Raw genomic sequence first — 15,469 nt, 5'->3', positions numbered from 1 at the left:
CGGACGCTGCCGCGAGATCAGGGGACATCTCGACCGCGGTGCTCAGCCCGGCTGGCGTCAGGCTGACGGCGAAGAGCTCCGGCGACGATATCGACGGAGCTCGTCTGCGTGGCTGCTGTGGGTCAGCTGTGACGCCGGCCTGTCCGACGCTGAACGTCCCCGGGGCGGCGGCCGTGCGCGGGCGTGGAACGGAGTTCAGACGTCGGTCTTGAGGCGGGGCTCGGAGGATGAAGTGCGCAGTTCTTCGTTGATGCGCTGAGCTTCGTCGAGCTGGTCTTCGAGGATGACGATGCGGCAGGCGGCGTCGACGGGGGTTCCCTGGTCGACGAGTTCGCGGGCGCGTGCGGCGATACGCAGCTGGTAGCGGGAGTAGCGGCGGTGGCCGCCCTCGGAACGCAACGGCGTGATCAGCTTGGCCTCACCGAGGGCCCGCAGGAAGGCGGGGGTGGTGCCGAGCATTTCGGCGGCTCGCCCCATGGTGTAGGCGGGGTAGTCCTCGTCGTTGAGACGGTCGTGAGAGATTTCTGCGGTCATTTGCACCTCTGATCGGGGAATGCATCGTGGGGCCCTGGTGCCGAACACGCACCAGGGCCCCGAGGGATTGAACACCATCTGCCGGCTTACTGCGGTGCCGGCTTTCTGTTTCCGCACCGTCGCCCGGGAGAGGGCGGGAAGTGCGGGGATCGCGGATGCGTGACCGGGGACCACCTTCCAATCCGGGGCCTGCGGTACCCGAGCGGCTCACTTCCTCGCCCGGGCGATCCTGATGGCGTCTGCCTCCTTCTCTTCCTTCTGCCGGCCTGCTTGCTCATGCGGATCCTGCGGTTCTGCTCGCGACCCCGGGGGCCGCCCGGCCCGGCAGTCAGTCGCGGGGCCCACGTGCATACCTTTCGGCCCCGCGACTCCACTGCCGTGCCTCTTCTGGCACTGCATGCGCGGCAGTTCGACCTCTGCCGCGCCTTTCGATCTCTTGGCTACGACGAAGAGCCTAACGTCCGGGGGGCGGCATGTCTACCACCGCCATGACAGATTTTCTGTGAAGGTGATGGCCGAGCTTCTGTCGTCCACGTCGGATGGAAACTGCACCAGGAAGCGCGTTGCCGGGGTGTGGTAACCGAGGGGCGGGCACACTGCCTGGCATTCCGCAGGCGCACCCGGGGCCGGATCCGCATCGACCGTCTCGCTCGCGCAGCAGCCGTCACTGCTGGTCCCTGCGGACGGATCGTCGCTCTTGCCGAGAGTGTCGGCGTCGGCCTCTTGCTGGCCGCATTGCGCCTTCAGCCGCTGGACCGGGTGTCTCCAACGGGTCAGTCACCGGGCGGCCTGGCGTTCGACTCCGGTGGCCCGGCGCCGGTAGCACGGTGCGCGGGTCCGGATGAGGGTGAGGGGAAGGCGAGCCGGCCTCTTCGGCCCCCCGCCCGGTGAGGATCTGGAGCACAAGTTCATGCCCTGCTCGCCGGCCGCCGGCCGCGCAAGGACCCACGGGCAGACCCCCTCATGCGACTGTGCGCACGGGCTCCGGAAACCACCGTGATCAACTCGGACGGCGTGACCAAGCCAACCGGGCCAAAGGCTTATTGAGTCAGTGGCGGCGTGTCAGCCTCCTTCAGGGCACCTGGCTGAACGGCGTGCGGGGAAAGATCCGGAGAAGAGATAAGCCCCAGGCTGTTGGCCTGGGGCTTTCCTCCAGAGCGGGCCGCGGGATCGACGTCGCGCTCGCGATGACTGACACGAAGCTCAGATACCCCTCGTCGTATCTGGTACCTGTGCAATGACTGCTTGGGCGGGGGAACGAGAGGTCGGCAGGCTTGCTCCATGGCCGCCTTCGGAGTCCCAGACCGAGACCAGGGACAGCTCCATCTCCTCCGCGATCCGGCGTTGCTCCGCATCGTTCATCAGGGCACTCGCGGTGAGGGTGCCCAGCGGATCGGCGGCCTCTGTCATGAGCCGGGCAGCGGTGGCCGGGCTGGTCTCCGGGGGGATGACCAGGAGGTCCCAACGGCCGACGCTGTAGGAGAGCAGCAGCAGTTTGTGGGGGTCTTGCTCGGCCGTGAACCAGCCGACACCCACCACATGCCCGTCGACGGGCACCTTCCGTGGGATGACCGGCCAGAACGTGGGGTTCACCGTGACGTGGGTGATCCGCCCCCACAGTGGGTCGAGGACGGCCGTCAGTGCGGGAAGCTCCGCCGTGAGGTCACGGGAGCGGGGCCACCACGCACCGTCGAGCAGAGCTGGAGCGGTGCCGGCCGGCGCCAGCATGAGTCGCAGGGGCAGCGAAGAGGTCCGGTCTTCGACCGCCGGCGTATACGGAATGGTCGTGGTCATGACGCGGACCTTGCCCCGGACCAACCACACCGGCCCGGTGTCGTGAATCGCCGAAAACGACACGAGCATGGAGGCCGGTGTACGAATTGCCCTCGGTAGTTCCAGCTTACTTCCTGGTAAGGCTCGCAGAGCTGATCCGGAGCGACGGGGCGAACGGCGCAGGAGACCTGGAGCAGGCGGCTCGAGAATTGCGAAGAGGCAGCGCCTCCCGTGCGGGCAGCCGGACACTCTCGTGCGACATCGGCTGCCAACGGGGGCAGCCGCAGGACCGCGTGGGTCGTTCGGTCAGCCGAGGAAGGACAGCCGGACCTGGCGCTCGGGGCCGTCCCGGTCGGTGTTCACCAGTACGACGGACCGCGAGGTCCCCAGCTCCAGCTCGCCATCGACTACGGGCAACGTGGCGTGTGGTGGTACCAGAGCCGGGAGCACGTGGCCGCTGCCGTGGCCTGGACCACCGTGGCGATCCCCCCAGCGGTCGTCCGCGGGAAGAATGCCGCGGAGGGCTGCCAACAGGTCATTGTCACTGCCCGCGCCGGTCTCGATGATGGCCAGGCCGGACGTCGCGTGGGGGGTGAAAACGTTCAGCAGTCCGTTTCGCCCATGAGCGGCCTCCCGGAGGAACGCGGAGCATGCGTTCGTCAGGTCGTGCATGGTCTCCGTGGCGCCGGTTGCAATGGTGAGGGTGCGGGTGGTGAAGGTGCCAGCCATGGTTCACCGGTACCCATCGCAGAGGAACGGCACTAACGGCCGGATGGGTTGTTCCTCCGGGCCTCAGCCCGTAGGGGCACGTGCTCCCGTGCCTGGACAGGCCCATCGCGCCGTCCCATCCGAGTGCCGCAAGTCAGCTCTGACCGCGGCTTCCTCGCTCTCCCGGCCCCACACGTATCCTTTGCCGCCCCGCGCAGACCCTCGGCCAACGGCACCTGGAGTACCTGACTGCCGCGTGGTCCGGGCAGCGAAAAGTGGCAGTCGAAGGATTCGGACGCCGCCTGAGCATGGGGTCAACCGTGCTTTTCTTCTTCGGCCTCCATGCGCCGGATGCCTTGGTGCGTCAGCGTGACCATGGCCGGCGTATTGCCCGCGGTCCAGTCGACCGTGATCAGGTCCTCGCCCACCAGATACGTGCAGGCGGCAGCCAGATCCTCTGTCGGGATCGCGAGATCTTGGGCAAGCTTGGCCCCGGTGACACCCAGAAGACGGTTGCCTTCAGTGGCCTCGTACAGAGCCTGCATGATCTTTTCGCGGTACGCCTTCCGCTCGGTCAGTGATGCCATGACTGCTACCTCTAGAACTGTGTCGCGCTCATCGCGGCGGAGGAGCGCTCGATGCCCGGTCGAGGGGCCGACCCTGTCGCAGCCGCGCGTCTGAGGCCCGGCTTCCTCAGACCTCGTCCGCATGCGGGCGGTCACGCGCGGCTGACTTGCTGGTCGCCAGCCACGGCGCGGCTGTCGCATGTGGCTCGGGGGTACGCGTGGTGTCCACCGTGACGTGAAGCCGGGTCCCGCCATCGTGGCCGGCGGGGTAGCTGCGCTGTTCGGTGGCGGGGAAGCAGTGCCGGAGAGCTTCTGCGACCCGGCGCGCGGCCTCGGGAGATGCGGCGACGATACGGACCTCAGCCATCCCTGCCGAAGGCATCGGTTCCACAGGTCTCATGCTGGCCTCTCTGTCAGGCGTATGAGGTGCCCACGCGGTGAATGCTCACAGCTACCGCCGCCAGTCATGGAACAGTTGACGTTCCACCGCCCTTGTCGTGCCGTCCGTGGCGAGTTGCCGAAGGGCGAGAGACGGGCTGACCGGCCCACTGCCGGCCTTCCGACTCCGGTAAGGGGGAACGCTTGAACTGTCCCGACGTGTTCACCGTACTCCGGGCGGCGGTCCACCGACCCCATGCGAGACCAGGCGTTCGTGGAGGCGGGCGGTGCGCCGCTCGGGCACGCCCCCGCCGACGCTGACAACGACCGCCGCGTTGGACCGCGCGCCTACGGCACGGACGACCATGCCGGGGGCGGCCGTGAGAGCGCCCCTGGGCTCGGCGATGATCAGGTCGCTGACCTCGGCAGCACCGGCCGGCCCCGGCCGTGCCGGCACTGAGGGCGGCGGCGAGCCGGGGCGGCGGAGCGATGGCAGCCTCTTCCCGCCCAGGTCGCCGCCTGGGCGGCAACAGCGTTCCTGTCCTCCCGGCCACCTACACACGCTGCCTCACCGGACAGCTCACGGATCTCAAGCGGCGCATCGAGGCGGAGGGCGACCTGCCGACGGCGGACTGAGGCGGCCCGCGAGAACTTCGACCCGTATTCGACACAGCCACCCGCAGAAACCCGGTGACAGCCGGGCACAGCCGGACCCTCGCCATGGTCACCAGGGGAGGGTCCGGCTGTTCTGCGTGTGTGGCCATACGTGCCCTGACCAGCAAAAAGACCCTCCCAAGGGGAGGGTCTATCGGAGCGCCCCCGGCAGGACTACCTACAGGAGGTTGCAGGGCTGACCAGCGCTTTCCTGCCGGGCGGCTCGTTATCGAGGGGCGGTTTCGGCCCACTGCGCGGGACGGTGCTGTGTGATGGCGGTCGCACGGAACTCGCCGACTACTGCTCGTGATGCTGGGGCGGCGTTCGAGCGGGTGGCCACGCTCCGTGCGGTTACTGTGATGATGGCCGCGGTGGTCGGACTCACGTTCTTGTTCGGGTTCGGGAACGTGTGGGTGCTGGCGTTGCGCCTTGGGGTCCCCGCCTGGGTGGCACCGTCGGCAAGGCTGCGTTCGACGCGGTCGGGCCGGTGCTGCTGATCGGGTGGGCTGAGGTGGCCCCCGGCTTGTTGCAAGCCATCAGCGCCGTGAGGGCAGGGGAGTCGGCTGTGCGGAACGCTTCCATCGCTGAACAACCCTCGACGGAAGTGGTTGGGGTGGCTTCGCGCTCGGTGCCGGAGCAAGTGATCTACAAGCTCCGGACTCGGGCATGCCCACTGGGGAACACTCTGGGCAGTCCGGTCAGGTGTCTGTCCTGGAAGATGATCTTTTTGAACGTGCTCGCCGGGAGGAGGCTTGGCACTGGGAGACGTATCAACGGCCCTATCTCTGCGGAGACGTTGCGTAAGCGGCTGCGTATCGGCGCTGCTCGGTCCCGGATGTTGGTGTCAATGGTGCGCTCCGACAGTGGCAATCGCCTGCCTGGAGTTGGTGGAAGAGCCGGCAGTCGGCGTGCAATTGCTCGCGGTCCTTTGAGCTCCGATGAACGAGACCAATCGCCGTGGATCGTCCCCGCGGTGCCGGGGGGGGGGGGCAGGTGGAGACGACGAGCGCCGGGCGGGCGCTGACGGGACTCCCGCAGCCCCTGTTCCATGAGGAAGTCGTAGAACAGGCGCACCGGCACCAGCCGCTGCTGGATCGTCGCATTCGCCAGCCCCCCCGAGCCGATCGAGATCACGTTCGCACTCCGCCGGTGCGGCCGCGAGGTCAACACCCGTACAAATGTGGCGACATGTGCACGGGTCGCAGTGACCGGGTCCGCGTCCTCCCGCTCGCACATCAGCAGGTACTCGGCCAGTCCCCGACCATAGGCATCCTCTATTTGCGCTTACATGGCCAAGACGCTCGCATCGTCGCTCACCCCACCGGCACCGTCACCGTGAACGCCTCTCCGCTCCCCAGGTGCAGCAGGCCCTTGCCCGGGGTCACCGGGCCGCCCACCGCGCTCCGGGTCAGGCGTACGCCGATCAGTTCGCCGCTCGATGTGTCCTGCGGGGACAGCAGCAGGCCGCGCTTGGACTTCTTCAGGTCGACCTGCCAGCCGCTGAAGCCCGAGCAGACGTCGTCCTCGTCGCCGGCGATGACGATGCCGATGCCGCGGTCGGCGCCGGTCGCGATCAGCCTCTTGAACTCGTCCTCCGCGTCGCAGTCCTCAAGCAGCTCGCCGTCGTCGATGAGGATGACGATCGGTTGCTGCGGAGACGCCGTGGCCACGGCGTCCTTCAGCTCGTCCTCCTCGATGTCGCTGCCCGTAAAGACCTCCAACACACCCTTATAGCCCTTCAGCTGGCGCAGCGGAGAGGTCCGCGGGGCAGCGATGACCAGGCGGGCGCCGCGGCGGCCCACAAACGTGGCCGCCAGGTTCATCAGCACGGTCGAGCGACCCGACTTCGCCGGGCCCGCGATCACGAAGCCCGGCAAGCCCTGTGCCAGGTCCGGGCCGAAGGCCGTCAGGTCGTCACCGCCGACGCCCACCAGGCCCCACAGCCGCGAGGCGGACACCGCCGGGTCGACGTACTGCCACGCCTGGTTCAAGGTGATGCGGCTGGGCAGCGAGTCCACCCGGAACGGCCGCAGGGCTCGCGGCACTGCCGCGTCCCGGTGGGCCGCCCCCTCTCCGATGGCCGCAATCGCCGCGTTCTGGCCCTGCCCGGTGGCGTCCTCGCTCAGCAGCGCGAACTGGATCTCCGTACCCGTCTCGTTGCGGAACGCTCGGCCCGGCGCGATCTCCTCCGGCACCTTGCGGCTGTTGAGGCCCAGCATCGAGAAGTCGGTACGGTCCGAAAGGCGTAGGGCGAGCTTGTCCTCCGTCAGCGAGGAGATCCGGCCGGTGAGGAGCTGCCGGTCGCCCGTGATCACCAGGTGGATGCCGACGCTCGCGCCCTCGCGCATCAGGGTCAGCAACTCGTCGGTAAGCTCGCCGTGTTCCAGCTCGCCCAGGGACGAGACCCAGCCCTCCCAGCGGTCGAGCAGCAGCACGATGTGCGGCAGCCGCTGGTCCTGCGGCGCCCCGGCGCGCTGCTCGCCGATGTCCGCGAAGCCGTACTGCGCGAGGAGCTCCTGCCGCCTGCTCGCCTCCGCCGAAAGGCGGCGGACCAGGCGGATGGCCCGCTCGCTCTGGTTGCGGCCCACCACCGCGCCGCAGTGCGGCAGCTTGGTCAACGCGTTCAGTGCGCCGTTGCCGCAGTCGATGCCGTACAGGTGGACGTCGGCGCAGGAGAGGGTGCCGGCCAGGGAGCCCGCGATCGTGCGCAGCACCTGGGAGCGGCCGCTGCGCGGCGCACCCGCGACGAGCAGGTGGCCGAAGGTGGCGAAGTCGATCGCGGCCGCGCGGCGGGACTGGCTCGCCGGCAGGTCCTCGATGCCGTACGGCGCCGGGGGCAGCGCGCCCAGAGCCTGCGCCGGCGGCAGGTCCTTCGGCAGCACGGTCTCCGCGAGGGCCGGCAGCCACGGGCTGTGCTGCTGCGGGATCTGCAGGTGGGCGTTGGCCTCCCGGATGGCGTCGACCAGGACCTTCAGGTCGGTGATCTCCTCTTCCTCGCTCTTGGCAGCCGCGGGCTTCGCCAGCGCCTGGCGGCTCAGGCCGGCCCAGTCCAGCTCCCCGGTCCACGGGGCGAGGGCCATCGGGTCCACGGTGCCGGGGCGGCGGCCGCCGACGCGGCCGGACTGGAAGGGAATCAGGGAGGCCGCGCCGGTGCGCACGTAGGCGCGGCCCGGGTTGTTCTTGGAGATGTTGCCGGCCTCGGGCGAGTCGATGACGTCCGTCGACTCGCCGCCGTCGGTGACCCGCAGGGCGATCCGGAGGTTGGTGTTGGCCCGGATCTCCGGCGAGACCACGCCGGACGGCCGCTGGGTGGCCAGCATCAGGTGGATGCCGAGGGAGCGGCCTCGCTGGGCGATGTTGACCAGGCCGGTGACGAAGTCCGGCATGTCGCGGACCATGGACGCGAACTCATCGATGACAAGGAGCAGTCGGGGCAGCGGCGCCATACCCGGATTACGGCGCACCAGGTCCTGGTAGTCCTCGATGTCCTTCGCACCGACCTGGGCCAGGATGTGCTCACGGCGGTGCAGCTCGGCGCCGAGCGACTCCAGGGCGCGCTCGACGAGGTGGGCGTCGAGATCCGTGACCATGCCGACGGTGTGCGGCAGGTGGACGCAGTCCTTGAACGCGCTGCCGCCCTTGTAGTCGACGAGCACGAAGGTCATGCTCTCCGGCGTGTTCGCCACCGCGAGCGCGGCGACGATCGTCTGCAGCAGCTCGGACTTGCCGGAACCGGTCGTACCCGCGATGAGGCCGTGCGGCCCGTCCTTGCGGATGTCGATGCCGAAGGGACCGTCGTACGACTCGCCGACCATCGCCACCGTGGACTGCCCGCCGGTCTGCCAGCGGCCGACCACCGCGCCGGCCGTCGGCGGCTCCATCCCGATGACGTCAAGGAGCCGGCTGGCGTCGGGCAGCGCGCTGTCCGACGCCTCGCCGCTGATGTCGCGCAGCGGGGCGAGGGCCCGGGCCACCCGGGCGCACCAGGCCGGCGAGACGAAGTCGGGCCGTACGCCCAGGATCCTGGCCGTGCCCTCCTGCTGCACGCGCAGCCGCAGCACGGAGGGGTCGATCTGCTCCCCAGCGGTCGGCGTCGCGGGCGCGGGGGCGCCGCTCTGGTTGTTGAAAGCGAGCATCACAGCGGCGGTGTTGGTCAGCTCCGGATTGTCGGACGCAGCCGACTTCCTCCGCTTCCCCTTGCCGCGCTTACCCTTCTCGGCCGCCGCCTTCTTCCGCTGCTCCTCCTCGGCGGCCCGCCGCAGCACCTCCATGGCGTCGGTCGCGCCGCCACCGGCCTGCTTCTCGTGCCTGGCGTGCCGGGAATTGCGCGGCTCCGCGATCACGATGCCCTTGCACTCGCCCGGCAGGAAGCGCTCCTCCTCGTCCAGGCAGATCGCGTACATCGATACAGCCGGGCCTTCCTGGAGCAGCCGTACGACGCCGGGCATCGAGCGCAGTCGGCGCGAGCCGTCCCAGACGACGACGATGTCGGGGTCGGCGAAGCCCGCCTGACCGCGGTTCTCCTGGGCGGCCTTCTGCCGGGCCTCAAGGATCTGGGTGAGTTCACCGATACGGGCGCCGACGGTCTCGGCGTCGTTCCCGATGAGGACGTTGGCGTCCTGCGCCGTCGGACGGGCGTGCGGCAGCCAGCGGACCCAGTCCCAACTGCCTTGCGCGTGCGCCTCGGTGAGCACGTAAAACTGCACGTCCAGCGGGCTGTGCAGGGCGGCCGCCTGCGTCACCGTCCATCGCGCCACGCTGCGCGCGGTGTCGTCGGGACCCGCGAAGCCGATCACGCCGAGCTTGCCCAGGTGCAGGGCTACGGGGGTGTCGGCGATGTCCCAGGTGACCTGGCGGCGGTGGTCGTCCTGCTCGGGGTCGTCGAGGACGACGGCGGAGGGCAGCCGGCCGGTGCCCACCCGCAGCAGCAGGTGGTCGGCGTCGCTGCGGCGGCGCTCCCACAGACGGGTGCGGGGGCCGGTGGCGTTGGCCCAGATGGTGCCGGGGTCCGGGTGGTCGAGGTTGCGGTCGCCGCGCTCCAGGACCAGCGCCTCCTGCGCGTCGCGCTCGATCCTGCCCTTGTGCTCCTCGTACTCCTCGACCTGCTTGGCGTGGGACTTGCGGCCGTGCTTCTTGTCCCAGAAGTAGTTGCCGATCATGATCAGCGGGCTGAAGACCGCCATCACCAGGTACGTCGTGCGCCCCGTCACCATCGCCATGGTGACGGCCATGACGACCGGGGACAGCGCCATCAGCCAGGGCAGCGGGCGGCTCTGGTGCTCCTTCGGGGGCGCCGGCAGGCGGAACTTGGTGGTGCGCTCCGGCGGGCGGAGCCGCGGCGGGCGGTTGTAGTCGAGCCCGGAGCCGTCGTCGGACCACTTCAGGGCCGCGTCCGGGGGCGTGTAATGGGCCACGTCGAGCAGGGTGTTGCCGATGGCGAGCTGGGAGCCGACGCGCAGCTGTTGCCCTTCGAGCGGCTTGCCGTCGACCCGCACCTCGAACTTGGGCCCCTTGTTCTCGGGCGCCGCGCCGGGCTGGCCGGGCTGCCCACCTGGCTGCAGGCCGGCGTGCACGGCCAGGCGGAGGTCGTCCGGGGCGACCACGTAGAGCGTCAGCGCGCGCTGGGGCAACTCCGGGTCACTGACGATCAGTTGGCAGCCCTGGCCGGAGCCTATGTCGTACCGGCCGATGCCGAACCGGTGCACGGCACCGGCGTCGGGCCCGCTGGCCACCCGGATCTCGATGACACCGGACTGCTCGCCGGGCAGCGTGCCGGAGGGGTCGTCCAGGCTTACCACCGCGCCGTCGCGCAGCGGGGAGGTGGTGACGGTGTGGTTGGGGTCCACTTGATGGTTGTCGACGTGGAGCACCGGCCCGGGCTGTCCGGGCGCGACCCCGCCCCGCACCCTGGCTGCCAACTCCCGGGCGACGGCGTCAATTCGGGCCTCGGGGGCGGCGTCGAGGACGAGGTCTTTGCTGGCGTTCGTATAGGGGTCGACGACAGTCAGCTTCAAACGCACACTCAGCTCCTCCTCGAAATGCCTCTCTACGAAAAGCGAGAATATCCTCACGGGCAACTCGGTCGTGCACCCGCGATATGTCCCAACAACGTCCCGATTTAAGAGAGTTAAAACGGACGCCGTGCCTGCACTTATGTGCACCTGTGCGGGTCAGCGACTAAGGTGCCCAACGCCGTGCGCCCAACCCGGTGCGCCCCACGCGTATATGCCGGGAGGGGGACCTCACGGTTGCCAAACGGAGGGAAGGGGAGCGCCATGGCCAAGGACCTTGATGTCACATATGAGGACATGCGGGCCGCCGCGAAGAAGATGAACCGCGAGAAGGAACGCATCGAGGAGAAGCTTCACGACCTGAAGTCCTACATCGACGGGCTGCTCGAGAACGGCTTCGTCACCCGGTCGGCCTCGAAGAAGTTCGGCCACGACTTCGACGAGTTCAAGCAGGGCATGTCGAAGACCAACGAGGGTCTCGACGGCCTGGCCCAGTACCTGGAGAAGGCGGCGGACTCCTTCGAGAACCTCGACCAGGAGCTCGGCAAGTAAGTCGGCGACTGTCGCGGCTGAGCCTGCCTGCGTACACAGCGCCGGGGGGTGAGGGCGGTGTCGGCCCGGATTGGCCGACACCGCCCCCTGGATTTTCTCCACTTCCGGTTACATCTTTCATGGTGTATCCACAAAATATTCACAGGCACCCACTATCGGTGGGCTCTGTCCTTTTGATGGCAGTCGACCTTGTCCTGGCGATGTGGCGCCGGTATTTCGTGATTCTTTCCCTCATGAACCCGATCACGGTCATGGCGAATTGCGCCATGGACAGGAGGCGCGGCGGTACGTCGCATACGACCGGAGGGGGAAAGGCGGACGAGTCAGCCCGTACGCCGGGGAGAATCACCGCAGCGCTATCACCCGCGGAAACACGCCGGGCGGCCGCCTCTGTATTAGGAAGTGCGAACTTGTCGCTGTGTGGAGCAATGCCGGCGAAGTCGTCCACGCCCTTCGGTCATGCCCGGAATGCCCACCTCAGGGACGCGTCAACCGCACTGTCTCGGCCCAGAGGGTGACCTCGGCGGGGCGGCCTGCGTACAGTGTTTTCTCCGTGCGACACAGCCTGTTGACAGAGTCACAACGGCTGAAGAAGGGCTTTGAACTACATGCGGAACGAATTGACTCAGGGCGCGCTGGGAGACCCCGAGACACTCCGGGCCTGGAAAAAGGTGCGGAGGCGCGTCACGTGGGGGCAGATCGGGTGGACGTTCGGCATGGTCCTGCTTCCCTTGCTGGCCCTTGCGGCATGGGAGCAGGTGGTTGATGGCCTGTCCGCGGTCCCGTTGGCCGTCGTGCTGGCACTCGCACTGGTCGGGGTTGTCGTGTATTCCCTTCGCTCGGAGCAGCTGAAGAGCATCCGGCGGATCCTGGAGACCTATGCCTGGCAGGTCGCCCCGGCGGACAGGTCGAAGCGTCACGAAGCCGCGATCAAGTACGGCTTCCATCATTTCAAGGTCTCCGATCCCGACAATCCCGGGAAGAGCGTCGAAATCGTCGCGCAACGGTCCCGCGCGATGGGGAAGAAGTGGAAGCGCACCTTGGCAGCCGCTCGGGAAGAAGGGTTCCAGTTCGCGGGGGATCCCCGGTTCGGCGGCGTGATGGCGCCGCACGGACGGCTTGAAGATCTGGTCCTCGTCCGGCCGCGGCGGCCGTTCCTGAATATCGACGACCGTCCCGAAGAGGTAAGTGAGCGGGCCTGGCAGCTGGCTGTGGCGGCCCGACTGAGTGGGACGTGGCACGGGCTCGGAACGCCTGAACAGGTGGAAGAAGTACGGGAATGGGAACGTCAGGAAGGCAAGGAAGGCTGGTAATGCCCGAGTTTCGCTTCACCGTGAACCCCGGCCAGGACGACGTGACCGACGGGACGTTCATGGGCCATCTGGACATCATGGGCAGCACCGGAGAGGTCACGACTCGGTGGAGGAGTCATCCTGACGGAGGTCCGGGTCTGTTCGTGTTCCTGTCCGTGCTCGAATTGCTGGACGGCGTGGGCAAGCTCGTGGAACGCGGGCGCGGAACATTCCGGTACGACTACGACATCAGCGTCAAGTTCAAGCTCAAAAGGGATGGAACGCTGGCGATCAGTCGCCGGGGCAAGACGGTTGACGCATCGCCTCAGCGGGTCGTCGCTGAGGCCTTGCTGCGAGCGTCCAAGGACCTCGCAGCAAGGCATCTCGCAAGCGTTACGGAGCCCACCGACATCGTGGACGTACGGGATGACGGTAGCCGTGAGTACCGCGATTACCGGACGCGTACGGAGAACGCCCTGGCGCGCTTTGAGGCCGGCACCAGGGGGCTCACCTGATCGAGCGGGCCGCGCCAAGCCCGGGCGAGTAACCGACGCCGCCCGTGCCCCCTCCGCTGAGCGTGTCGGAGATGACGGTCTGGGCGCTGAAGTCCTTTCCGAAGGCGTAATGGTCCACGGTCGACTTGGCCATACTGTCGACAAACCCCGAGCTGGCCCCGATGGCGGACTGCCACTGCTGACTGCCTCGCCCGGCCATATCCATGGAGATCCCTCCGTATTCGCGCTGGCTCCAGTTGGTCAGGGGGCTGTTGTGCAGGAGCTTGGGAACCTTCGAGAAACCCTTTTCCACCGCGGCGCCGGCTGATGCGCCGATTGCGGAAGCGGCGAGGTTCTGCTTCGAGTTCTTCGCGACTTCGCTCCCGCCGCCGTTCAGGAAGTCCTTGGTGGTGGCCTTGCCCTCGGCCTTGGCGAATGCGAAGCCGATCTTCTGGAATCCCTTCAGATGCCCGCCCCAGCGCCAGACCTTCGCCACACCGCGCATGCTCCGCTCGATCTTCGCGACCTTCAGTGCGGTGCTCATTCCGCCCAGGAGCTTGCCGGCCTTGGCCAACATGGCGAACCTGCCCACGACCGGAATGCAGTCCAGTACGGCAAACAACAAGTCGCCCCAGCCCGCCTTGCCATTCGCGAATTTCCGAATGGTGTCGGCTAGGACCAGGAGAGCCGCTACGGCGAAGATGGCAAGCAGCCAACCGGCGGTGCAGAAGAGCAGAATGACACCGACGATGGCCACGAAAATCTTGCAGACGGTGATGATCGTGTCCCAGTGCTGGTCGACCCAGTCAGCGACCTTCTCGTACCACGCCTTGTTCTGAATGCCGGCGTCGGACGCCCCTTCGATGTCGTGCACGAACTCGGTGGTGGCGTCGCGATGGGCATCCCCGGCCCGCTCGGCCTTCGCCTTCAACTCCGCCAACTGAGACTTGAGGTTGCTCACTTGGCCTTCGGCGGCGGTCTGTTGCTGGTCGGCGTACTTGGCGTTGCGTACAGCCTCCCGCACCTTCGACGAGTCCGGCGGCGGTGGGTCGCCGCCGCCCGCCGGGTCTTTCACCCGGTCCTTCGCCGAGGACATCCGGTCGGCTTCCTGGGAAGCGGTCTTGAGCCGGTCCTGCGCCTTGTCGAGGTCGCCACGGAGCACCCGGGCCTTGGACAGAGCGGAGTCCGCCGACGCTTGTGCGGTATCCACCTTGCCGGCGTATTTCAGCAGCGCGTGGGAAAGCCTGTCGTAGGAGTCGTGGAGCTTGTCCAGCTGTCCCGGCAGCTTCCCGATGTTGTCCTTGAACGACTCCATGGCCTTACCCGCCGCCTCCTTGATGACAGAGTCATTGGAGGCGTTCTTCAAGGCCCGGCGGACTTCTTCGACGTCCGCGACGAAGTTCTTGTAGTGGTGGCCCTGCCGCTTGATTTCGACCGGATCACCCGCGGTCGGGTCGCTGGACAGGTCGAGGTTGTGCCAGTCCGTGGGGCGTGACATCAGTTCTCCCTCGCGGTGTTTTCGCCTTCGTCCACGGAGTACACGAATCGGAAGGTGGAGGTAATGGCTTTGAAGAGCTCCAGCATCGGTTCTGCCAGGGCGAGATGCGGGGTGCTTGCGGCGATGACGGCTACCTTGGGGTCGTTACCCGGATACGGGACGAAGGTCTGCATGAGGACCGCGCGATAGGTGCCCCTGCCGTCTGGTAGCTCGATTTCCTCGATGCCTTCGCTGCGCACGGCCCGCACATCGTCATCGAGTTCGACGAGGCTGACCTTCCGCCAAGGATCGGTCGGTCGGCGTCCCGGAGCAATGGGATTCAGCGCGGAGTGGATCGTACCCAGCCCGGTCTGCGCCACCTCGCCGGTCTCCTCGTTCTCCGCCTGCGAGACGCTCACCGTCAGACTCGCGGTCATGGTGTCGCCGTCGACGCCCTCCATCATGGCGCCCGAGTAGACGACGTTGTTCTCCCTCGCCAGCCCCGCGGAGTTCTGGAGCAGCTTCCTGAGTGGGCCCTTGTGCTCGGCAAGTTCGGGGCGCGCCTTGATCTTTTCCGCCACGATCTCGCGGATGGATTGATCGGCCGTATCCGAATGCGTGTCAAACTCCTGCCACGCCTTGGGTATGAGGAGATGCACCCCGATCGGCTGGCTCGGCAGTGCTGTATCTGTCGGTCCTTCGCTGATGAACACGCTCACCGCTTCTTGTCCTTGTTCAGGGCGTTCTTGAGCTTCACGTCTTGTTCGGTGAACTTGTCCACGATTTCCTGCGCTTGCTTGGACACGCCCTCGAGACCGGCGTTGATCTCCTTGCGGCCGTCTTTCCAGCCGTCCACGAAGTTCTGCAGGGCGTCGAATGCCCTGCTGCTCCCTATCTCGCCTTGCCCGAGTTCATGCTCGAAGCGGCCTGTGTCGTCCATCCGCTTCTTGATCGATCGGAGTTCGCCTGCTAGGTCAGCGAGCCCGGTGAGGCTGAGGACGAGATCGCCTTTTGCCATGTGTGGTACCCC

At 67.5% G+C, this 15,469-nt stretch carries 13 protein-coding genes; 4 read left to right on the top strand and 9 right to left on the bottom strand.

Annotated features, from left to right (window positions below; genetic code table 11):
- Positions 1-195 precede the first annotated feature (195 nt).
- From ACWGI6_RS16385 to ACWGI6_RS16365, 5 genes are all read right to left on the bottom strand, one after another.
- Positions 196-534, bottom strand: coding sequence for a MerR family transcriptional regulator (locus ACWGI6_RS16385; RefSeq protein ID WP_453268132.1), 339 nt, complete (start codon positions 532-534; stop codon positions 196-198).
- A gap of 1,203 nt (positions 535-1,737) precedes the next feature.
- Complete coding sequence (locus tag ACWGI6_RS16380; RefSeq protein WP_453268131.1) at positions 1,738-2,328, bottom strand: DUF5994 family protein; 591 nt, start codon at positions 2,326-2,328, stop codon at positions 1,738-1,740.
- Between the two features lie 285 nt (positions 2,329-2,613).
- Positions 2,614-3,036 (bottom strand): YjbQ family protein, encoded by a 423-nt coding sequence (locus ACWGI6_RS16375; protein ID WP_453268130.1) that lies wholly within the window; start codon positions 3,034-3,036, stop codon positions 2,614-2,616.
- A gap of 293 nt (positions 3,037-3,329) precedes the next feature.
- A complete protein-coding gene (locus tag ACWGI6_RS16370) occupies positions 3,330-3,602 on the bottom strand; it encodes a hypothetical protein (RefSeq protein ID WP_453268129.1) in 273 nt (90 codons plus the stop codon).
- 106 nt (positions 3,603-3,708) lie between these two features.
- Positions 3,709-3,948: a hypothetical protein gene (locus tag ACWGI6_RS16365; RefSeq protein WP_453268128.1), complete on the bottom strand. Its 240-nt coding sequence runs from the start codon at positions 3,946-3,948 to the stop codon at positions 3,709-3,711.
- A gap of 500 nt (positions 3,949-4,448) precedes the next feature.
- Between ACWGI6_RS16365 and ACWGI6_RS16360 the strand changes: the two genes are divergently transcribed.
- Positions 4,449-4,595 (top strand): hypothetical protein, encoded by a 147-nt coding sequence (locus ACWGI6_RS16360; RefSeq protein ID WP_453268127.1) that lies wholly within the window; start codon positions 4,449-4,451, stop codon positions 4,593-4,595.
- A 1,331-nt stretch (positions 4,596-5,926) separates the two neighbouring features.
- Here ACWGI6_RS16360 and ACWGI6_RS16355 read toward each other — a convergent pair.
- Entirely contained in the window at positions 5,927-10,633 is a 4,707-nt protein-coding gene (locus ACWGI6_RS16355; RefSeq protein ID WP_453268126.1) for an FtsK/SpoIIIE domain-containing protein, read from the bottom strand.
- Positions 10,634-10,888: 255 nt separating this feature from the next.
- Between ACWGI6_RS16355 and ACWGI6_RS16350 the strand changes: the two genes are divergently transcribed.
- The 3 genes from ACWGI6_RS16350 to ACWGI6_RS16340 all read left to right on the top strand — a co-directional run bounded on the left by ACWGI6_RS16350 (position 10,889) and on the right by ACWGI6_RS16340 (position 12,983).
- The gene (locus tag ACWGI6_RS16350; RefSeq protein ID WP_366420837.1) at positions 10,889-11,176 is read left to right on the top strand and encodes a WXG100 family type VII secretion target; all 288 of its coding nucleotides are present in this window, start codon (positions 10,889-10,891) and stop codon (positions 11,174-11,176) included.
- 608 nt (positions 11,177-11,784) lie between these two features.
- Entirely contained in the window at positions 11,785-12,489 is a 705-nt protein-coding gene (locus ACWGI6_RS16345) for a hypothetical protein (protein WP_453268125.1), read from the top strand.
- Positions 12,489-12,983, top strand: a complete 495-nt coding sequence (locus ACWGI6_RS16340) for a hypothetical protein (protein WP_453268124.1) — start codon at positions 12,489-12,491, stop codon at positions 12,981-12,983. Before ACWGI6_RS16345 ends, ACWGI6_RS16340 begins: the two co-directional genes overlap by 1 nt.
- Here the strand turns inward: ACWGI6_RS16340 and ACWGI6_RS16335 are convergent.
- The 3 genes from ACWGI6_RS16335 to ACWGI6_RS16325 are packed head-to-tail and all read right to left on the bottom strand — an operon-like array spanning position 12,976 to position 15,457.
- Entirely contained in the window at positions 12,976-14,460 is a 1,485-nt protein-coding gene (locus tag ACWGI6_RS16335; RefSeq protein WP_453268123.1) for a putative T7SS-secreted protein, read from the bottom strand. The genes ACWGI6_RS16340 and ACWGI6_RS16335 overlap by 8 nt on opposite strands.
- Positions 14,460-15,158, bottom strand: a complete 699-nt coding sequence (locus ACWGI6_RS16330) for a hypothetical protein (protein WP_453268122.1) — start codon at positions 15,156-15,158, stop codon at positions 14,460-14,462. The genes ACWGI6_RS16335 and ACWGI6_RS16330 overlap by 1 nt, the downstream gene beginning before the upstream one ends.
- Positions 15,155-15,457 carry a hypothetical protein gene (locus tag ACWGI6_RS16325; RefSeq protein ID WP_453268121.1) on the bottom strand — a complete coding sequence of 101 codons (303 nt, stop codon included), beginning with the start codon at positions 15,455-15,457 and terminating at the stop codon, positions 15,155-15,157. Before ACWGI6_RS16325 ends, ACWGI6_RS16330 begins: the two co-directional genes overlap by 4 nt.
- Between the last annotated feature and the right edge of the window lie 12 nt (positions 15,458-15,469).

The organism is Streptomyces sp. NPDC054786 (assembly GCF_053611685.1).
Note: the sequence above shows the minus strand (reverse complement) of the source record. Positions and strands in the feature narration are given on the sequence as shown.

Excerpts from the sequence above, each read along its gene's own strand:
- ACWGI6_RS16385 (WP_453268132.1), bottom strand. The coding sequence starts at position 534 with ATGACCGCAGAAATCTCTCACGACCGTCTCAACGACGAGGACTACCCC.
- ACWGI6_RS16380 (WP_453268131.1), bottom strand. The coding sequence starts at position 2,328 with ATGACCACGACCATTCCGTATACGCCGGCGGTCGAAGACCGGACCTCT.
- ACWGI6_RS16375 (WP_453268130.1), bottom strand. The coding sequence starts at position 3,036 with ATGGCTGGCACCTTCACCACCCGCACCCTCACCATTGCAACCGGCGCC.
- ACWGI6_RS16370 (WP_453268129.1), bottom strand. The coding sequence starts at position 3,602 with ATGGCATCACTGACCGAGCGGAAGGCGTACCGCGAAAAGATCATGCAG.
- ACWGI6_RS16365 (WP_453268128.1), bottom strand. The coding sequence starts at position 3,948 with ATGGCTGAGGTCCGTATCGTCGCCGCATCTCCCGAGGCCGCGCGCCGG.
- ACWGI6_RS16360 (WP_453268127.1), top strand. The coding sequence starts at position 4,449 with ATGGCAGCCTCTTCCCGCCCAGGTCGCCGCCTGGGCGGCAACAGCGTT.
- ACWGI6_RS16350 (WP_366420837.1), top strand. The coding sequence starts at position 10,889 with ATGGCCAAGGACCTTGATGTCACATATGAGGACATGCGGGCCGCCGCG.
- ACWGI6_RS16345 (WP_453268125.1), top strand. The coding sequence starts at position 11,785 with ATGCGGAACGAATTGACTCAGGGCGCGCTGGGAGACCCCGAGACACTC.
- ACWGI6_RS16340 (WP_453268124.1), top strand. The coding sequence starts at position 12,489 with ATGCCCGAGTTTCGCTTCACCGTGAACCCCGGCCAGGACGACGTGACC.
- ACWGI6_RS16335 (WP_453268123.1), bottom strand. The coding sequence starts at position 14,460 with ATGTCACGCCCCACGGACTGGCACAACCTCGACCTGTCCAGCGACCCG.
- ACWGI6_RS16325 (WP_453268121.1), bottom strand. The coding sequence starts at position 15,457 with ATGGCAAAAGGCGATCTCGTCCTCAGCCTCACCGGGCTCGCTGACCTA.